This window comes from Microvirga aerilata, from assembly GCF_016743775.1.
GTDB classification, from domain to species: Bacteria; Pseudomonadota; Alphaproteobacteria; order Rhizobiales; family Beijerinckiaceae; genus Microvirga; species Microvirga aerilata.
The window spans coordinates 20,987-40,255 of record NZ_JAEQMY010000034.1 but is presented as its reverse complement, the minus strand read 5'-3'; the positions used below and the strand labels follow the sequence as shown (position 1 = coordinate 40,255).

General features: G+C 65.1%; 16 protein-coding genes. 8 read left to right on the top strand and 8 right to left on the bottom strand.

The annotated features are described in order from the left end of the window. Positions 1 to 22: 22 nt before the first annotated feature. The 5 genes from JKG68_RS19415 to JKG68_RS19395 form a co-directional block, all read right to left on the bottom strand. The gene (locus tag JKG68_RS19415; protein ID WP_202062851.1) at positions 23 to 1,189 is read right to left on the bottom strand and encodes a family 16 glycosylhydrolase; all 1,167 of its coding nucleotides are present in this window, start codon (positions 1,187 to 1,189) and stop codon (positions 23 to 25) included. A gap of 146 nt (positions 1,190 to 1,335) precedes the next feature. Further along, positions 1,336 to 3,501 (bottom strand): methylmalonyl-CoA mutase, encoded by a 2,166-nt coding sequence (gene scpA / locus JKG68_RS19410; protein WP_202062849.1) that lies wholly within the window; start codon positions 3,499 to 3,501, stop codon positions 1,336 to 1,338. 100 nt (positions 3,502 to 3,601) lie between these two features. Beyond that, a complete protein-coding gene (locus JKG68_RS19405; RefSeq protein WP_202062847.1) occupies positions 3,602 to 3,967 on the bottom strand; it encodes a hypothetical protein in 366 nt (121 codons plus the stop codon). Between the two features lie 99 nt (positions 3,968 to 4,066). Beyond that, entirely contained in the window at positions 4,067 to 6,031 is a 1,965-nt protein-coding gene (locus JKG68_RS19400; protein ID WP_202062845.1) for a methylmalonyl-CoA mutase subunit beta, read from the bottom strand. A gap of 253 nt (positions 6,032 to 6,284) precedes the next feature. Beyond that, positions 6,285 to 6,665, bottom strand: coding sequence for a DUF2267 domain-containing protein (locus tag JKG68_RS19395; protein WP_202062843.1), 381 nt, complete (start codon positions 6,663 to 6,665; stop codon positions 6,285 to 6,287). Positions 6,666 to 6,788: 123 nt separating this feature from the next. Between JKG68_RS19395 and JKG68_RS19390 the strand changes: the two genes are divergently transcribed. From JKG68_RS19390 to JKG68_RS19380, 3 genes are all read left to right on the top strand, one after another. Next, positions 6,789 to 8,327: a helicase HerA-like domain-containing protein gene (locus tag JKG68_RS19390; protein WP_202062841.1), complete on the top strand. Its 1,539-nt coding sequence runs from the start codon at positions 6,789 to 6,791 to the stop codon at positions 8,325 to 8,327. Positions 8,328 to 8,358: 31 nt separating this feature from the next. Continuing rightward, a complete protein-coding gene (locus JKG68_RS19385) occupies positions 8,359 to 8,814 on the top strand; it encodes a GNAT family N-acetyltransferase (protein ID WP_202062839.1) in 456 nt (151 codons plus the stop codon). Positions 8,815 to 8,893: 79 nt separating this feature from the next. Then, the gene (locus tag JKG68_RS19380; RefSeq protein ID WP_202062837.1) at positions 8,894 to 10,276 is read left to right on the top strand and encodes a M20/M25/M40 family metallo-hydrolase; all 1,383 of its coding nucleotides are present in this window, start codon (positions 8,894 to 8,896) and stop codon (positions 10,274 to 10,276) included. 62 nt (positions 10,277 to 10,338) lie between these two features. Here the strand turns inward: JKG68_RS19380 and JKG68_RS19375 are convergent, their stop codons facing one another. Further along, positions 10,339 to 11,016 carry a haloacid dehalogenase type II gene (locus JKG68_RS19375; RefSeq protein ID WP_202062835.1) on the bottom strand — a complete coding sequence of 226 codons (678 nt, stop codon included), beginning with the start codon at positions 11,014 to 11,016 and terminating at the stop codon, positions 10,339 to 10,341. 169 nt (positions 11,017 to 11,185) lie between these two features. On the opposite strand from JKG68_RS19375, the gene JKG68_RS19370 reads away from it, so the two are divergent. From JKG68_RS19370 to JKG68_RS19355, 4 genes are all read left to right on the top strand, one after another. Beyond that, a complete protein-coding gene (locus tag JKG68_RS19370) occupies positions 11,186 to 12,061 on the top strand; it encodes a branched-chain amino acid aminotransferase (protein WP_202062833.1) in 876 nt (291 codons plus the stop codon). 106 nt (positions 12,062 to 12,167) lie between these two features. Then, positions 12,168 to 13,514 (top strand): esterase-like activity of phytase family protein, encoded by a 1,347-nt coding sequence (locus JKG68_RS19365; RefSeq protein WP_202062831.1) that lies wholly within the window; start codon positions 12,168 to 12,170, stop codon positions 13,512 to 13,514. A 329-nt stretch (positions 13,515 to 13,843) separates the two neighbouring features. Continuing rightward, the gene (locus JKG68_RS19360; protein WP_202062829.1) at positions 13,844 to 14,563 is read left to right on the top strand and encodes a DUF1194 domain-containing protein; all 720 of its coding nucleotides are present in this window, start codon (positions 13,844 to 13,846) and stop codon (positions 14,561 to 14,563) included. A 54-nt stretch (positions 14,564 to 14,617) separates the two neighbouring features. Beyond that, complete coding sequence (locus JKG68_RS19355; RefSeq protein WP_202062827.1) at positions 14,618 to 15,775, top strand: adenylate/guanylate cyclase domain-containing protein; 1,158 nt, start codon at positions 14,618 to 14,620, stop codon at positions 15,773 to 15,775. A gap of 1 nt (position 15,776) precedes the next feature. Here the strand turns inward: JKG68_RS19355 and murJ are convergent, their stop codons facing one another. Next, the gene (murJ, locus tag JKG68_RS19350) at positions 15,777 to 17,303 is read right to left on the bottom strand and encodes a murein biosynthesis integral membrane protein MurJ (RefSeq protein WP_202062825.1); all 1,527 of its coding nucleotides are present in this window, start codon (positions 17,301 to 17,303) and stop codon (positions 15,777 to 15,779) included. A 3-nt stretch (positions 17,304 to 17,306) separates the two neighbouring features. Next, positions 17,307 to 18,293: a glycosyltransferase family 2 protein gene (locus JKG68_RS19345; protein WP_312890875.1), complete on the bottom strand. Its 987-nt coding sequence runs from the start codon at positions 18,291 to 18,293 to the stop codon at positions 17,307 to 17,309. A 97-nt stretch (positions 18,294 to 18,390) separates the two neighbouring features. On the opposite strand from JKG68_RS19345, the gene JKG68_RS19340 reads away from it, so the two are divergent. Next, positions 18,391 to 19,239 (top strand): ChbG/HpnK family deacetylase, encoded by an 849-nt coding sequence (locus JKG68_RS19340; RefSeq protein WP_202062821.1) that lies wholly within the window; start codon positions 18,391 to 18,393, stop codon positions 19,237 to 19,239. Positions 19,240 to 19,269: the final 30 nt, after the last annotated feature.

Sequence of the window (19,269 nt, the reverse complement as noted above, 5' to 3'; positions counted from 1 at the left end):
GCGACCGCCCGAGGGCTCATCCTCACGCGATGAAGAAGTCGTCGAAACTGAGCTGGGCCTTCCTGACGCCATCGAAGGTGATGGAGCCGCCATCGGCGAGCTTGAGAACCGCCTCGCCCTCGGCATTGTCCTTGATCATCCGGTAAAGGCCGGAAAAGTTCTTCTGGCCGGCGATGGCCTTCGTGATGCGCACCACGTCGCCGCCGGCGGCATCGAAGTCGAGAATGACGTCGTTCCCGGTTGAGGTCGCCTGATAGACGAAGATGTCCGCGTCCTTGCCGCCGGACAAGGTGTCGTTGCCCTTCAGTCCTTCGAGGGTGTCACGTCCGCCATAGGCGAAGATGATGTCGTTGAGGGCGGTCGATACCTTGTCGCCGACCAGCGAGTTGGGATCCTCGTTGCCCGAAATCGTCGGCTTGATGCTGCGCGCATAAGCGCGGATGTAGTCGATCTGGAATTCTGCCGGAAACTGGGTTGTCTCGTCGGGAGCGCCCGGCCAGTTGCCGCCGACCGCAAGACCGGCGAGCAGATACATCGGCTCGTTCATCCCAGGCGGCGTCCGCATGGAGTAGACCTCGGTGCCGTCGAGATAGAAGGTGATCGCGTCCGCGGTCCAAAGCGTGCCGTAGCTGTGGAAGCCCTGCGAGAGATCGATCCCTGTCGCGACATCCTGCGTGTCGAAGGTGTGCTTGCCGGCTGCGTCCTTCCAGTGCGATCCGACATAGTAGGTCGACGGGGCATGACCGAGCAGTTCCAGCACATCGATCTCCGGCGGCCAGTTGCCGCTTTGCGGCAGCAGCCAGAAGGCGGGCCACAGCCCCTGGCCCGACGGTACCTGCGCCGAGATCTCGAAGTAGCCGTAGGTCTGGGAGAAGGTGCCGTAAGTGTTGATGAGGCCCGAGACGTAAGGCAGGCCATCGGTCAGGCGGGTATCTGGGGAAGGGCTGGCCGTGATGGTCAGGATGCCGTCGCCAGCCTGTTTTGGATCGGATGAGATGCTGAACGGATCCACGTCAGGATTTTGCTGAATGACCTGGGTGGAGCGGTCGGCGAAGTATTGCAATTCGCCGTTGCTGGCGAGCGTGCGTCCGCCCCACCAGTATTTCGTGCCCCAAACGGATGTATTGAGATAGCTGCCGGTGAATTCGTCGGAAAAGCTGAGCGAATACCCTTCGAGATCGATAGACATAGAAGCCCCCCACTATGTGCAACACCCTCAGGGAACTGCAAGACGAGGATTCCTTGCAGTTAGCTTGGGCATAATGAGGTGTAATTCAGAATTGGTCTATCAACCGTTGCCATATGGGTATAGCGACAATTTGCCCGGAACGGCTCTTACTCCGCCGCCTGCTTCGGCCCATAGCCGAGCCGTTTGTTGAGGTCGCCGAGGAGGCTGACGGCCGCATCGGCGATCACGGTGCCGGGCGGGAAGATCGCGGAGGCTCCTGCCTGATAGAGCGCGTCGAAATCCTGCGGCGGGATCACGCCGCCGACCACGATCATGATGTCCTCGCGGCCGTATTTGGCGAGTTCGCTCCTCAGCTCCGGCACCAGGGTCAGGTGGCCGGCGGCCAGCGACGACACGCCGATGATGTGCACGTCGTTCTCGATGGCCTGTCGGGCCGCTTCCGCTGGGGTTGCGAAGAGCGGGCCGATATCCACGTCGAAACCCAGATCGGCGAAGGCCGAGGCGATCACCTTCTGGCCGCGGTCGTGCCCGTCCTGACCCATCTTGGCGACCAGGATGCGCGGCCTGCGCCCGTCGTCATGTTCGAAGTCTTCCACCAGTTGGCGAACCTGCTCCACGGCTGGGGATGCCATGCCCACCTCCCGCTTGTAGACGCCCGAGATCGACTTGATCTCGGCCCGGTGCCGGCCCCAGACTTTTTCCAGCGCATCCGAGATCTCGCCCACCGTCGCCTTGGCGCGGGCGGCCTTGACGGCCAGATCCAGAAGATTGCCTTCGCCAGAGGCAGCAACCTGCGAGAGCGCGTTCAGCGCCGCATCCACATCGGCCTGGCTGCGCTCGGCTTTCAGGCGCCCGAGCTTCTCGATCTGGCTTGCGCGCACGGCGGCGTTGTCTACCTTCAGGATGTCGATGGAGGCTTCCTCGGATGACTTGAAGCAGTTCACCCCAATGATCTTCTGGTGGCCGGAATCGATGCGCGCCTGGGTGCGGGCGGCCGCCTCCTCGATCTTCAGTTTCGGGATGCCCGCCTCGATGGCCTTGGCCATGCCCCCTAAGCTCTCCACCTCCTGGATGTGAGCCCAAGCCTTCTGCGCCAGCTCATAGGTGAGGCGCTCGACATAGTAGGAGCCACCCCACGGATCGATGATGCGCGTGGTGCCGCTCTCCTGCTGCAGGAACAGCTGCGTGTTGCGGGCGATGCGGGCGGAAAAGTCGGTGGGCAGGGCCAGCGCTTCGTCCAGCGCATTGGTGTGCAGCGACTGAGTGTGGCCTTGCGTTGCCGCCATCGCCTCGATGCAGGTGCGTGTGACGTTGTTGAACACGTCCTGCGCGGTGAGCGACCAGCCGGATGTCTGGCTATGGGTGCGCAAGGGGAGCGATTTTTCGGATTGCGGGTTGAAGCCCTTCACGAGCTTCGCCCAGAGGAGGCGGGCCGCCCGCATCTTGGCTACCTCCATGAAGAAGTTCATGCCCACCGCCCAGAAGAAGGAGAGGCGCGGCGCGAACTGGTCGATGGTGAGCCCCGCCTGGATGCCGGCGCGGATGTACTCGACGCCATCGGCGAGCGTGTAGGCGAGCTCCAGATCCTGGGTCGCTCCCGCCTCCTGCATGTGGTAGCCGGAGATCGAGATGGAGTTGAACTTCGGCATGTTGGCCGAGGTGTAGGCGAAGATGTCCGAGATGATGCGCATCGACCCCTTGGGTGGGTAGATGTAGGTGTTGCGCACCATGAATTCCTTGAGGATGTCGTTCTGGATCGTGCCCGACAGCTTTTGCGGCGGCACGCCCTGTTCCTCCGCGGCTACGATGTAGAGCGCGAGAACTGGCAGCACCGCGCCGTTCATGGTCATCGACACGCTCATCCGGTCGAGCGGGATGCCGGCGAACAGGGTGCGCATGTCATAGATCGAGTCGATGGCGACGCCCGCCATGCCCACATCGCCCGAAACGCGGGGATGGTCGGAATCGTAGCCGCGATGGGTGGCGAGATCGAAGGCGACCGAGAGGCCCTTCTGGCCTGCCGCGAGGTTGCGTCTGTAGAAGGCGTTGGAATCCTCGGCCGTGGAGAAGCCCGCGTACTGGCGCACGGTCCAGGGCTGGTTCACGTACATGGTGGGGTAGGGGCCGCGCAGGAACGGCGCGATGCCCGGATAAGTGTCGAGGAAGTCGAGGCCGGCGCGGTCCTCAGGCCCGTAGGATCCCTTGACGGCAATGCCCTCCGGCGTCAGCCAAGACTCCGGTGCTGTCTGCGAGGAGGGTGCCAGGGGAGCGTCTGCAAAAGCAACGCTCGAAAAATCCGGGATGCTGGTCATGGCCTTTGAAACGGACGCCCTTGCCGAATGGTACAGATCGAATTGAGCCTCATTCTAGGGCATCCGCTTGCGGGAGGCTATCGGAGCATCGTAGGGGCCGTCAGCCCCGCTTTTCGGCGTTCCAGTAGCCGGAGCAGACCCGCCCGCCGGAAGTCGTCCAGGTGCCGCGGCCGGTATTGCCGGACAACTGCCCCGTCACGTTGGCACGGTCCTGGCCACGCGAGATGCTGGCGGCGACGGCGCCGTTCGACCGGACCTGACCGTTCACGTTGAAGCTTTCCGGGCCGCCGTAACGGGCTTGGCCGTTCTGGACGATCACCGGGTAGCGGTAAGCGCGGTCGCAAGCGCCCTGCTCAGTCACCACTTCCACGCTCCAGTTGCCGTCGAAACGGTTTGTTTGTGCTTGGGCCTGCGAGGCAAACGCGATGGCTGCCGCCGCTGCCCCAAGCCAGGTTGTCATTCGCATTGAACACTCCATCACCTGCGGTGAATTGGATGAAACAACGTGAAGGTTTTGGGGCTTGTTCCTATGGCGTTAAGCCGCGGAGCGCACGGACAGCAATGCTCAGGAGCAGGCCTTTTCAAGCGCCCGATTCAAAACCTCCAGGGTGTCGCATCCGGCATAGACGAAGGCCGTGATCCCGGCGCGGGTGAGCTCGCCTTCCATGTCGCCCGGGCGTCCGGCCAGATGGATGAGGCGCGATCCGGCACCCCGCAGGGTTTCCGCCGTCTGGGCTGCATGCGTGCGGTAGATCTCGTCCGTCGAGCAGATGCAGGACAGCGCCGCCCCGCTGGCGAGATAAGCGTGCCGAAGCGTCTCCTGATCGGAAAAGCCGTCGTTCATGAGGGCTTCGATCCCACCGGCCTCGAAGAGGTTCTTGGCAAAGCCGGCGCGCGCCGTGAAAGCTGAGATCGGCCCCAAATTGGCGAGAAACACCTTCGGTCGGGCGCCGGTCCTGGCCAGATAGGCATCGGAGAGATCGCGCAGGCGCTCGAAGGCTTCGGCAGTGCGGCTGGAGGGGAGGGCCGCGACGGCCACGGGCGAGGGACCGGACGCGGTGCCGGCGAGCTGGGACAGGCCTGCTCCGTCTGCCGCCATCCGGACGAGAGACGGGAACGAGGTCTCCGCCGCAGGCGCGGAGGAGGGCGGTGGCGCTTCGGCGCCCTTCGCCGGCTCCGGGATCGGCAGCAGCACGGCAACGGGCGCCTCGTGGATGTTCGGGAACTCGCTCGTGCCGGTGATCGGCTCCTTCCTAGTGGCGATTGCCTTCTCCCGCTGTGCGCGCACGGCGGCGACGCGGGCCTGCAAGGCGCCGTTCTTCAGGCTTTCCAGGATGCCCCCTTCGCGCTCGATCTCCTGGAACAACCCCCAGGCCTTTTCGCAGAGCGCATCGGTCAGCGCCTCGAACCCGCCCGCGCCGGCGGCCGGATCGGCCACGCGGGCCAGATTGGCCTCGTCGAGCAGGATGGCCTGCGTGTTGCGCGCCACCCTGCGGGCAAAGGCGTCGGGCAGTCCGAGCGCTGCCGTGAAGGGCAGCACCGTGACCGCATCCACTCCGCCGATGCCGGCCGAGAAGGCCGCGATCGTGGTGCGCAGCATGTTCACCCAAGGGTTCCGCCGCGTGGTCATGCGCCAGGCGGTCTCGGCATGAAGCCGGATCGGCTTCGGGGTGAGGCCACAGGCCTGCTCGACCCTCGCCCAGAGCCGGCGCAGCGCCCGCAGCTTGGCGACAGTGAAGAACTCGTCCGCATCGGCGACGAGCAGGAAGGCGAGCGCGCTGCGCGCCGCATCGAGCGAATGGCCCTGGGACTCCAGGGCGCGCAGATAGCTCAAGCCCGTGGCCAAAACGGCCGCGAGTTCCTGCGCCTCGCTGGCGCCCGCCTCATGATAGACGCGCCCATCCGCCAGGAACGCACGGCCGTGGAATCCCTGGTCGGCGAGAAGGCCGAGGGTGTCGCCCATGCGCTGCGCCACAGCATCCCAGGACGCCGACATCCGGCCCTGAGCCGCCATGGCGCCCACGGGATCCAGACCGAGATCAAGGGAGAGATCGGACAGCGGGTGTCCGCGCCGCTGAGCGAGGGCGAGCGTCAGGGCTGCGAGTTGGCGGCCATGGCCACCGGCATCGACCCGCAGGTGGATAAGATCGAGCATGACGCCGGAAAGCGCCCGGTCGAGATCCTCGATGGAGCCGATCCGCACACCGAACCCACGGGATGCCGGCGCCTTGTGGGTCACCAGGGTCAGCGCATCCGCGCCGCCTTCAAGGTCGAGGAGGGCGAGTTCATTGGCCTTCGCCGGATCGGGGTGGTCGATCCGCTGCGATACCCGCCAGCGCCCGGCCTGCTCGCGAGCGACCGGCGAGGCTTCTTCCGCTTTCTGATAAAGCGGCTGGACCGGGATGCCGTCGTGACTGCGCCCGACGAGCTTCTTCTGGAAATCAGCACCCTTCAGCACGCCCTCGACCAGCGCGAGCCACTGCTCCCGGGTGGCGGATGGGAAATCGGAGGCTAGGGTCAGATCGTCCATGGGTTATCCCGTCGGGAGAAGGCAGCGTGAATGCCCGGGACGATAACGGGTCGGGCGGGCGGTGGGAATGCCCTAAAGGGCGAGGTCATTGCAGGCGAGCTGTCGCCTCGGGTGCCGTCTGGCGATCCGGGATCGCTCTAAGGAAACGCGCGTGCTTCCCTCTACCTTGTGGGAGAGGAGGGTTCCGGCGCCACAAGGGTCAAGCCATCCCGGGTTCTGCTCCGCAGCCCCGGGATGGCGGTATGCGCTACGGTCAGACGAACTGCGACAGGCCGGGGATCGAGCCGACGATAGGGCCCATCACGTCCTCGCCAGCCTTCTCGCGGCCATAGGCGAACAGCTCCTTGCCCAGCGGCTGCATCTGGCCCATGGAAACGCCTGCGCCCATGAGCTGGCCGCCCAGCGCCATCACGCCGCCGCCCATGGAGCCCATCATACCCATCATGCCGCCGCTGGCGCCGGTCTTGGCCTGCTCGATGGCGTCCATGGCGCCCGGCATCGCCTCGATAAGCTGGTTGACCTCGTTCTGCGGCCCTTCCTTCTGCAGGTAGCCGAGGATCAGCCCGATGGCCTTGCGGGCCGTCGCCTGATCGAGGCCGGTCTTCTGCGTCACGCGGGTGATGAGTTCTTCCATGTGATTCTCCTGGGGCTGCGATGGAACGGATAGTTCAGTGCTAAACTATTAAATCAAGAAGCTCGAGAGTGGAAACTCGCCACAAGGCGTCTAAGATCCTTAAAGGTAACCTGGAGACACACGATGCTCGCGGACGGGAAGATCTTCATCGGCAAAAGCACAAAGCCGGAATATCTCGATCTGAGGCTCGCCAATCGCCATGGGCTGATCACGGGGGCTACCGGCACCGGCAAGACCGTATCGCTTCAGGTGCTGGCGGAAGGGTTTTCCAACGCGGGCGTTCCGGTCTTCGCCGCCGACATCAAGGGCGACCTCTCCGGCATGGCCGCGCCCGGCAACGGCAAGGAGCCCCTCGTCAAGCGGGCCAAGGACATCGGCGTCGAGTACGTGCCCGACAAGTTCCCCGTGGTGTTCTGGGACCTGTTCGGCGAGCAGGGGCACCGGGTGCGCGCCACCATCTCCGAGATGGGGCCGCTGCTGCTCTCCCGCTTGCTCGATCTGAACGACACGCAGGAGGGCGTGCTCAACATCGCCTTCCGCATCGCCGACGAGCAGGGGCTCCTGCTGCTCGACCTGAAAGACCTGCGCGCATTGCTCCAGCTGATCGCCGAGAATGCCGGCGAGCTGACGACCGCTTACGGCAACGTGTCGAAAGCCACCATCGGGACGATCCAGCGCCAGCTTCTGGTGCTGGAGAACCAGCAGGGCGACGAGTTCCTGGGGGAGCCTGCCCTCGACATCAAGGACCTGATGCGCACGGATCGCGACGGGCGCGGCGTCGTCAACATCCTGGCGGCGGACAAGCTGATGGGCAATCCGCGCCTCTACGCCACCTTCCTCCTGTGGCTGATGTCGGAGCTGTTCGAGGAGCTGCCGGAAGTGGGCGACGTGGATCAGCCCAAGCTCGTCTTTTTCTTCGATGAGGCGCATCTGCTCTTCAGCGACGCCCCCGAGGCTCTGGTCGAGACGGTGGAGCGCGTCGTGCGGCTCATCCGCTCGAAAGGCGTCGGGGTCTATTTCATCACGCAGAACCCGGTCGATGTTCCCGAGAGCGTTCTGGCGCAGCTCGGCAACCGGGTCCAGCACGCCCTGCGCGCCTATACGCCCCGCGAGCAGAAGGCCGTGCGCGTGGCGGCCCAGACCTTCCACCAGAACCCGGGCTTCGACACCGAGAAGGCCATCACCCAGCTCGGCGTCGGCGAGGCCCTGGTCTCGACCCTTGAGGGCAAGGGCGCGCCATCCATGGTGGAGCGCACCCTGATCGCGCCGCCCATGGCCCAGGTGGGTCCCATCGATGCCTCCGAGCGCCAGCAGATTCTGGCCGCAAGCCCCATGCGGGGAAAATACGACCAGGCCGTCGATCCGGAATCGGCCTACGAGATGCTGGCCAAGCGCGCGGAACAGGCAGCCACCGACGCCAAGGCTGCGGAGGGCGGGGGCGGAATCCTCGACATGCTCGGCGGCCTCTTTGGCGCGGGCACCCAACGCAAGGGCTCCATGACGGTCGGACAGCGCGTGACGCGCGAGGTCACGCGCACCATCGTCAACCAGACGGTCGGCAACCTCGCGGCGGAAATCGGCAAATCCATCGGCGGCCGCCAGGGCAGCTCCATCGGCCGCGCCATCGTGCGCGGAACTCTCGGGGGATTGCTGAGGCGGTAAGCGACATCCGACAACCTGTTTGTTGTTGACAATGCTCGACATTCGCCCGGCCTCTCCCGAGGATCTTGCCGCCGTCGAGGCGCTCGCCGCCGTCGCCTATGCAGGGTACATTCCGCTCATCGGTCAAAAGCCGGGACCGATGATCGACGATTATTCCGCTCTTATCGAGAAGCGGTGCGTCCATGTTCTTTTCAGCGGGAGTAAGCTCGCCGGAATGCTGGTTCTTCTGCCAGAAGACGAAGCCATGCTCCTCGACAATGTGGCCGTCCATCCGGATATGCAGGGACGCGGCTATGGACGTGCGCTGATCGCTTTTGCGGAGAGGATCTCCATCGAGCGCGGCTTCAAGGCCATTCGGCTCTACACGAACGAGGCCATGATCGAGAACATCCGTCTTTATGAGCGCCTGGGCTTTGCAGAGACCCATCGGGCGCAGGAGAAGGGCTTCCGGCGTGTCTACATGACGAAGCCTTTAGTCTCATCCTGAGCCGCAATCCCGTGCTTGCGATCAACGGCGTGATGGGAGTACCTCTTGGGGAACCTCCTCCACAAGGCAGATGTTTCCCATGTCCCATCTCGACCAAGTTCTGCAGCGTATCGACTCCGACCTCGACTCCTCCCTGGAGCGTCTGTTCCAGTGGCTCGAAGTTCCGTCGATCTCCACGGATCCTGCTTACAAGGACTATTGCCGCACGGCCGGGCAGTGGCTTGTCGACGAGCTCAAAAGCATCGGCATCGAGGCGTCGTTGCGCGAGACGGGCGGCCATCCGGCCGTGGTGGGCCATGCCCAGGGCGAGGCGAAGCTGCACGTGCTCTTCTACGGGCACTACGACGTGCAGCCGGTCGATCCGCTGGAACTGTGGGAGACGCCGCCCTTCGAGCCCAAGATCGCCACGCTTCCCGATGGCCGGAAGGTCATCAGCGCCCGCGGCTCCTCGGACGACAAGGGGCAGGTGATGACCTTCGTGGAGGCCTGCCGCGCCTGGAAGGCGGAGACAGGCTCGCTGCCCATTACGGTTACCTTCCTGGTCGAAGGCGCGGAGGAGGACGGCTCCAAGTTCCTGCCTGAATTCATCGCGGCCAACAAGGACGAGCTGAAGGCCGATGTGGCGCTCGTCTGCGACACCGGCATGTGGGACCAGGACACGCCTGCCATCACGTCTTCCTTGCGCGGCATGGTCTACCAGGAAGTGATCGTCCGCTGCGCCGACCGCGACCTGCATTCGGGCAGTTTCGGCGGCGCGGCCCAGAACCCCATCCACGTGCTCTCGAGGATCATTGCGGCCATTCACGACGACAACGGCCGCATCACGATCCCGGAGTTCTATGAGGGCGTGCCCGAAACCCCCACCCAGGTTCTCGATCAGTGGAGGGGGCTGAACCTCACGGAGGAGGAGTTCCTGGGCCAGGTCGGTCTCAAGAAGTCCGCCGGCGAGAAGGGCCGCATGCTCATCGAGCAGATCCAGTCCCGGCCGACCTGCGACGTGAACGGCATCATCGGTGGCTATACGGGCGAAGGCACCAAGACGGTGATCGCGTCGGAGGCCAGCTGCAAGGTGTCGTTCCGCCTTGTGGGCGACCAGGACCCGGAAAAGATCGCGGCGAACTTCCAGGCTTTCGTGCGCGAGCGCATTCCGTCCGACTGCTCGGTGGAGTTCATCAAGCACAAGGGCTCGCGGGCGCTGGCCCTGCCGCACGACTTCCCGGCCATCACCGCCGCGAAGGCCGCGCTCCATGACGAGTGGCAGAAGGATCCCATCGTGATCGGCATGGGCGGCTCCATCCCGGTCGGCGGCGACTTCAAGCGCACCCTCGGCCTCGACACGCTCTTCGTCGGATTCGGCCTCGACGACGACCGCATCCATTCCCCCAACGAGAAATACGACCTCAAGAGCTTCCACAAGGGCACGCGTTCGTGGGCCCGCATCCTGGCGGCCCTGTCGAAGTAGTCTTTGAACTCCACTGTCGTTCCGGAACCGCGTAGCGGAGCCCGGAACAGCAGTGGAGTGCTTCAAACCAGCAGGTGGAGCGACGGAACAACCGCGCCAGGCGCGAACTCCGGGTACTCGTCCGGAAGCCCGAGGCGGTTCACCCAGACGGGGGTGAACCCGAAGGCGGCAGCGCCGGCGATGTCCCATCGGTTGGACGACACGAACACCACCTCGTCCGCATCGACGGAAAGGGCCTGCAGCACGAGTGCGTAGGTGCGCGGGCTGGTCTTGAACACCCGTGCCGCATCCACCGACAGCACCGCGTCGAGATCGCCGGCAAGGCCGGCGGATCCGACCGCTGCGTTCAACATGCCCGGATCGCCGTTCGACAGGATGCCGGTGCGCAGGCCTCGCGAGCGCAAGGCGCGGAGCGTCCCCCGCACCTCCGGATAGGCGTCGAGGGTGCGGTACGCTTCAAGCAGGGGCTGCCTGAGCGAAGGGTCGATGTCCGGGAATCGAGCGAAGGCAAAATCGAGAGCCCGCTCGGTCAGGGTCCAGAAGGGCTCATAGCGGCCGGCCAGCGACAGCACCCAGGAATATTCGAGTTGTTTCGAGCGCCAGACCTCCGAAAAGCGCGCCGCATCGGGTCCGACCTTGTCCATATGGCGGGCAACGGCCGAATGCACGTCGAACAGGGTGCCGTAGGCGTCGAAGATGACGGCCTTCGTCTCGGGAGCAGTGATCGCAGGAAGCGCCATGCCGCAAGCTTCTCACTCCGGCCTTCCGGTGGCAATCCGTCTAATGATCAGCCTGCATCATGGAAATCATCACAAGTCTTTATGACTTGACGAAGGGTCAAGCGATTGACGGCTGCAGGCGCAGGGGTTTCGATAGGGCAGATCTTCTGACCCATAAGGATGCAGTCACGTGGCTTGGTATTCACAGACCTGGAACTGGTTCAACGGCGAGTGGCACGAGGGCAATCCGCCCCTGATCGGACCCCGTTCCCACGTGTCCTGGCTTGGCTCCTCCGTGTTCGACGGGGCGCGGGTGTTCGAAGGTGTGGCGCCCGATCTCGACCGGCATTGCGAGCGCGTGAACCGCTCGGCGCTCACCATCGGCCTCAAGCCCACCATGGAACCTCAGGCCATCGTGGAACTGGTGCGCGAGGGCGTGAAGAAGTTTGCTCCGAACACCGCGCTTTATGTGAAGCCCATGTATTGGGGCGAGGCCGAGGGCCTTGCCACCATCGCGCCGGACCCGGAATCCACCCAGTTCTGCCTTTCCCTGTTCGAAGCACCCATGCCGGTGCCCGGCGGCCTCTCGGTGATGAAGTCGAGCTTCCGCCGCCCGACGCTCGAATCCATGCCCACCGACGCGAAGGCCGGCGCCCTTTATCCCAACAACGCCCGGGTGCTCCGCGAGGCGAAGGAGAAGGGCTTCGATAACGCTCTTGTCTGCGACGCCTTGGGCAACGTGGCCGAGACGGCCACCTCCAACGTGTTCATGGCAAAGGACGGCGTGGTCTACACGCCCTATGCGAACGGCACGTTCCTGAACGGCATCACCCGCCAGCGCGTGATGCAGCTGCTGCGCGACGACGGCGTGAGCGTGGTCGAGAGCACCCTGCGCTATGAGGATTTCGCGGGCGCCGACGAGATCTTCATCTCGGGCAACTACTCCAAGGTCATGCCGGTGCTGCGCATCGATGCCAGGGACCTGCAGCCGGGGCCGTTCTATCGCCGCGCCCGCGAACTCTACTGGGCCTTCGCTCATGGCCAGAGCATCAGCAAGGCGGCATAACGCAGAGTAGGACGCGGCTGTCAGACAGCCGTCATCAAACCGTCAACGGACAGACATTGGGCTCCTGCAAGAGCAGCCTTGCTTACAGAAGCAAAGAGGTTCTTGGATGTCTGTCCGTCTTCTCGCGGCTCTGCCGCTGTCCCTGCTGCTCGGAACGAGCGCTCTCGCCCAGCAGCAATTCCCCGCCCTGCTCGCCGGTCACGCGGTTCTTCCGGCGCAAAGCTTCGTCGATGCGCCTGCGGATGCTCCCGCCGATCTCAAGGTTTCGGGCAAGTTCACCACGGGCAAGCGCGTCGAGGCTCTTGGAACCGTCGAGGGCACGTCGGGCGACCGACCGACCGGCGTGAAGCTGCCCTTCCGCGGTCAGCCTCTCCAGGGCCATTCGGGCATCAAGTCGGTCGGAGACGGAACCTTCTGGGTGATCACCGACAACGGCTTCGGCTCCAAGGCCACGTCCCCCGACTCGATGCTGTACCTCAACCGTCACCGCCTCGATTGGGCCGGCGGCACGGTCGAGCGCCTCGAGACGGTCTTCCTGCACGATCCGGACAAGCGGGTTCCGTTCCGCATCGCCAACGAGGCCACCGACAAGCGCTACCTCACCGGATCCGACTTCGACATCGAGAGCTTCCAGCCGGTCGGCGACAAGATCTGGATTGCGGACGAGTTCGGGCCTTTCCTGATCAAGGCCGACCGCTCCGGCAGGATCGAGGCGGTTTACGAGACCCTGGTCGACGGCAAGCCTGCCCGCTCGCCCGACCATTATGCCGTGACGACGCCCGCCGTTCCCACCGGCTCCGTCAATTTCACGGTGCGCCGCTCGAAGGGCTATGAGGGCATGGCGGCCTCCAAGGACGGCAAGTTCCTCTACGCCCTGCTCGAAGGCCCGGTCTGGGATGCCGAGAGAAAGCAGTGGGAAGCCGTGGACGGCCGTGAGTACCTGCGAATCCTCGAATTCGATGTGGCCCAGGAGAAGTGGACCGGCCGCCACTGGAAATACGTGCTCGACCAGAACGGGCTTGCCATCGGCGACTTCAACATGATCGACGGCACCACGGGCCTCATTATCGAGCGCGACAACGGCGAGGGCACCGCCGACAAGGCATGTCCTCAGGGGCAGAAGCGCCCCGACTGCTTCCAGGAGCCTGCGAAGTTCAAGCGGATCGTGAAGATCGAGCTGTCGGATGCCAATGTGGGCAATCCGGTTCGCAAGATCGGCTACATCGACCTGATGCAGATCGCCGATCCGAACAAGAAGGCGAAGAAGCCCCTCAACGACACGGTTCTGACCTTCCCGTTCTTCACCATCGAGAACGTGGAGGTGGTCGACGAGCGGCACATCATCGTCGGCAACGACAACAATCTGCCCTTCTCATCGAGCCGCGAGCCCACGAAGCAGGACGACAACGAGTTCGTTCTGCTCGACGTGGCGGATCTGCTGAAGGCTCGGTAAGCCACTCCGTCGCCCCTGGCGAGCCAAGGCGAGGAGAGGGGATCCACCTGCGTATCCTGCGGTATGGATTCCCTCCCCTCCGCTTCGCTGCGGCCGGGAATGACACCAAGGTCAGCGCCACAAGGCCAGCGCTCCGCTGTCATCCCCGGCGAGCGTCAGCGAGGGAAGGGGATCCACCCACACCCTCAGCATGTGGTTTCCCATCGATACGCTCCGGTAAGGAACGGCGCGAGAAGGGGTCCAACAACTTTGTGATCCGGCAGAACCGCAGCTTCTGCCGCTCCGCGCCCTAAATGGCTCCAGCATTGTGCCCAACGCTGGAGACCGCGATGCGCCTTGCCCTTAGAAGCCTCCTTGCCCTCAGCCTCCTGACGGCCTCGGCCCAGGCCGAATCCGTCGACCTGGAACTGGTCTTCGCGGCGGACGGCTCGGGTTCCATCGACACCGAGGAACTGCGGCTTCAGCGAAAAGGATGGGCCGATGCGCTCACCAGCCAGGACGTGCTGAACGGCATCAAGGACGGTCCCGTCGGGGCCATTGCGGTCGCCTATATGGAATGGGGCGGTCCGAGCTCGCAGGTGCTCATCGTCGACTGGCATGTGATCCGCGACGGGGCGAGCGCCAAGGTTTTTGCCGACAAGCTCATAGCCGCTCCCCGTGGCGCCACCGGCTACAACTCCATCTCCAACGCCATCGACTTTTCCGTGCGCTTGGTCGAAGGCAACGCCCATGAGGGCACCCGCAAGGTCATCGACGTGTCGGGCGATGGACCCAACATGAACGGCAGGCCCCTGGAACAGGCAAGAGCGGACGCCTTGGCCAAGGGCTTCACCATCAATGCGCTTGCCATCCGCCGCCCCGGCAGCGGCCGCCCGGGAGGGCCCGGCGGCATGTCCCTCGAGGATTACTACGGTCAGAACGTCATCGGCGGCCCCGGCTCCTTCGTGGAGATCGCGGACGAGACCCGGCCCTTCGCGATCGCCGCGCGGCGCAAGCTCCTCACGGAGATCGCTGGGACGGGCGGAGCCTCGCGCCACGCGAGCCGGTAGCCGGCTTCCCGATCCCACCGAGACATTCCTCGGCGGAATGCTAGACTGCGCCTCATGGCGAATCTCGAGGACTGGATCATCGAACAGGGCCTGCGCGGGTCCGATCTGGCGTCGCTGCTCTCCGGCTTCGTGGAGCGGCTGACGGCAGAGGGCGTTCCTCTGGTCCGGGTGTATCTGGCGCTGCCGACCGTCAACCCGACGATCCGCGTCTACACCCATGTCTGGACCCGCTCGGCCGGCACGGTGGTGGAAGGCGTGTCGCACGAGCGCAACGCCGACGCCTTCGAGCTGAGCCCCTTCGCCTATATGATGCGAACCGAGCAGACAGGCTGCTACTGGCGGGTCGACGGCCCGGAGGCGGAGCGGTTCGGCGTCTTCAAGGATGTGAAGCGTGAAGGCGGCACGGATTACCTGGCGCGCCTCTTCAGCTTCGAGAACGCGAGCGCCCCGGACCTGCGGGGCATCGGGATCTCTTTCTCCTGCAGCCGGCCCGAGGGCTTCCGGCCGGAGGAGGTGGCCCGGATCGATGGGCTTTTGCCCCTCCTGGGGTTGGCTGCCTACCGCATCACCCTCTTCGACCTCACGGTGACGATGCTCGACACCTATGTGGGCCTCTCGGCGGGTCGGCGGGTGCTCAGCGGCGAAATCCGGCGCGGGATCGGCACGACGATCACGGCGGCCCTGCTGTTTGCCGATCTCAGGGGCTTCACCTCCCTAGCCGACACGGCCGGACAGGATCTGATCGCCCGGCTCGACCACCATCTCGAGGCCATGGCGGACCCGGTGGCGGAGCAGGGGGGCGAGGTGCTCAAGTTCCTGGGCGACGGTCTTCTGGCGGCTTTCCCGATCACGGAAGAGCGCTCCCGCGAGAGCGCCTGCGCGGCGGCGATCCGAGCAGCCGAGGCGGCGCTAGAGCGCAACGATGCCGTGAACCGGCTCCATGCCGGCGAGACGCCCTTGAGCCTCGATATCGCGCTGCATTGCGGCGACGTCTTCTACGGCAATATCGGAGCCGCCGGCCGCCTCGACTTTACGGTGATCGGGCCCGCCGTGAACGAGGCAAGCCGCATGGAGGCGCTCTGCAACACCCTCGACTGCGCGGTAGTGCTATCCGACAACGTGGCGTCCGTGAGCCCCGTGCCTGTCCGGTCTCTCGGCCGTCACCGGCTGCGGGGCATTGCGACGGAACGTGAGCTGTTCACCTTCCGATAGCTCAGCGGCGCTGCAGCCTGACGCCGAGTGCCTTGAGCCCGGCCAGCAGCGCGCCGCCATAAATCAGGGCGCCGCTCGCGCCGAGAGCTGCTAGCAGAGCCTCGTTGCGCCAGGCGGGCAGGAGCGCCGTCCAGCCCTCCAGGGGCATGGGCGCATACCAGGCGAACGCCGCCAGAAGCAGGCTTGCCACCGCAACGGCCGCGGCGGTGCGGCCAAGGGTGCCGCTTGGGTCCATCCAGTTCCTGCGAACAGCCAGGAGCACCAGAAGGCCGAGATTGACCCAGATGCCGATGGCGGTGGCAAGCGACAGGCCGACGACGCCATAAGGGCCGGTGAGAACGATCTTCAGGGCCACGTTGACCGCGACCGCCGAGAGCGAGGCGATGAGCGGCGTCACGGTGTCCGAGCGGGCGTAGAAGCTGGCAACGGCGGAACGGATCAGGACCGCTGCCGGCAGGCCGACCGCATAGGCGGCCAGCACCGCACCGGAGCGCTGGGCTGCGGCTGCATCGAAAGCGCCGCGCTGGAACAGGGCCGACATGATGAGGTCGGGCAGAGTGATGAAGGCCACGACGAAGGGGGCGGCCAGCGCAAGCGTCAGGCCCGCCGCCCGGTTCTGGGCCCCGTGCGCACCCGCAGGGTCGCCCGCGGCGATGCGGCGGCTCATCTCGGGCAGCAGCACGGTGCCGGCCGCAATCCCGATCACACCCAGCGGCAGCTGGTAGATCCGGTCGGCATAATAGAGCGACGCCACGGCTCCCGTGGGCAGGAAGGAGGCGATGATCGTGTCGGCGAACATGGCCAGCTGCACGCCCGCCGAGCCGATCACGGCCGGTCCCAGGGTCTTGAAGAAGCGCCTCATGGCCGGATCCAGGCGCGGGGCCTCGAGGCTGGGTGCAACGCCGAGCCTCCTGGCCGCAACCCAGACCAGCAGCAGTTCGAGAACGCCCGCGACGGTGACGCCCCAGGCGGCCGCATGCCCGGCATTCGGGAACAGGAAGGCGAGGGCCAGCGCCGCCACCACGGACACGTTGAGCAGCACGGGCGCCGCCGCTGCCGCAGCGAAACGCTCATGGGCGTTGAGGATCGCGGACAGGATCGTCACCAGGGTGACGAAGAGCAGATACGGGAAGGTGATGCGGGTCAGCGTCACCGCCAGGTCGAATTTGGCCGGATCGTCCGAAAAGCCTGGGGCGAGCAGCGTCACCACCACCGGCATGGCCACAAGGGCAAGCGCCAGCAGCACGACCTGGACGATCAGCATCAGGGTGCTGATGCGGCTGGCAAAGGACCGGGCCGGGGAGGCGCCTTCCGTCTCGAGAACCCGCGCATAGGCGGGCAGGAAGGCGCTGTTGAAGGCGCCCTCGCTGAAGATGGCCCGGAAGTGGTTCGGGATGCGGGAGGCGACCACGAAGGCGTCCGCTATCGGCCCCACGCCCATCACGGCTGCCAGAACCACGTCGCGGATGAAGCCGGTGAGACGGGAGACCAGGGTCCAGCCGCCGACGGAGAGAATCTTTCGGAACATCGGTCAGGCCCGGCGCAGTCGGAAGTGATCGGGAACGAGGTCGCTTGACACCTCCGCCGCGCCGCCGATCCGCTCGGCCACCACATAGAGCGGCCGCCGCTTCACCTCGGCGAAGATGCGGCCCACATACTCGCCGACGATGCCGAGCGACATGAGCTGGATGCCGGAAAAGAACATGACGGAGACGATCAGGCTCGGGAAGCCGGGAAGGTCCGTGCCGAACAGGAGCGTCCGCACCGTGAAGAACACGGCGGTGGCGATCGCCAGGAACGAGATCAGGAAGCCGATATAGGTCCACACCCGCAGCGGCACGGTGGAGAACGCGGCGATGCCGTCGAAGGCGAAGCGAACGAGCTTTCGGAAGCTCCATTTGGTGGCGCCGTGGCGGCGCTCCTCCACCACGAAGGGCACGCCCGTGGCCTTGAAGCCGATCCAGGCATAGAGACCCTTCGAGAAGCGCGCCCGCTCGCCGAGGGTCCTCAGAACGTCGACCCCCTTGCGGTCGATGAGGCGGAAATCGCCCGCGCCTTCCGGCAGGGGGATCTCGCCGAAGCGGGAGAACAGCTGGTAGAACAGTTGGGCGAAGCCGCGCTTGACCCGGGTCTCGTCGGTCCGGTCCGTGCGCTGGCCGTAGACCATCATATAGCCCGCCCGCCAGCGCTCCACGAAGGCCTCGATCATCTCAGGGGGATGCTGCAGGTCGGCATCCATGATCACCACCGCGTCGCCCGTGGCGTGGTCGAGCCCTGCCGCAATGGCAATCTCCTTGCCGAAATTGCGGCTGAAGGAGACGGCTCCGATCCGCGGCTCGCCCCGGCCGATGCCCTTGATGATGTCCAGGGTGTCGTCCCGGCTGCCGTCGTCGACGAACACCACCTCCCAGGCGGACGTGATCCGGTCGAGCACGGGAAGAAGGCGCTCGCACAGAGGCGCGATATTGGCGCTCTCGTTGTGGACCGGGATGATGACGCTGAGCTTAGGCGACGCCACTGGAGGAACCCTTGATTGTCGGGCCGCATCAAGAGCCGAGTTTGCAGCTTTGCTCAAGAGGATTAGGGTGCGGCAAACCCGATTATAAGAGTGATTCATGCGTCCGCCCCATTCCGTTGTGCTTTGCGCCGATGATTTCGGCCTGAGCGACGGCGTGAGCCGGGGCATCGTGGAGCTTGCGGAAATCGGCCGTCTTTCCGCAACGGGAGCGATGACCAACATGCCCGGCTGGCGCCGGGCGGCGCCCGACCTGAGGGCTTTGGAGGACAGGATTGCCGTCGGTCTTCACCTGAACCTCACGACGGGCTCGCCTCTGAGCGCCATGCCGCGTGTTGCGCCGGCGGGCGCGTTTCCGCCTCTGAAGGAACTGCTGGCTGGAGCCGTGAGACGGCAGCTCCCGGCGGATGAGATCGCCCGGGAGATCGGATGTCAGCTCGACGCCTTCGTGGACATCCATGGCAGGCCGCCGGCATTCGTCGACGGGCATCAGCACGTCCATGTGCTTCCGGTCATCAGGCCTCTCCTCCTCGGGATTCTGAAGGAAAGGGGGTATGCCGGGCGCATCTGGCTGCGCGATCCAACGGACAAGGCCGCGGCGATCCTGCGTCGCCCCGTCGGGCGCGGCAAGGCTCTTGTTGTGAAGGCGCTCGCACTGGGCTTTGCCCGAAGTGCCTATGCGGCAGGCTTCCACACCAATGACGGCTTCTCGGGCTTTGCTCCGCTCGATCTCTCGGTTCCGGCGAGCCGCGTTTTCGAGGACGGGTTCTCAAGGCTGGCGTCGAAGCCTGTCGTCATGTGTCACCCAGGATATGCTGACGATGAGTTGCGAGGGCTCGATCCCGCCGTGGAGAGCCGGGTGGAAGAGTTGAACTATCTGAAGTCGGAGGCCTTCGGTCGCCTCTTGGAGGAGCGAAGGATCACGCTTTCTCCGAACATTGTTGGATGATGCGCCCACCCTATGTGAAATAACCTTGGA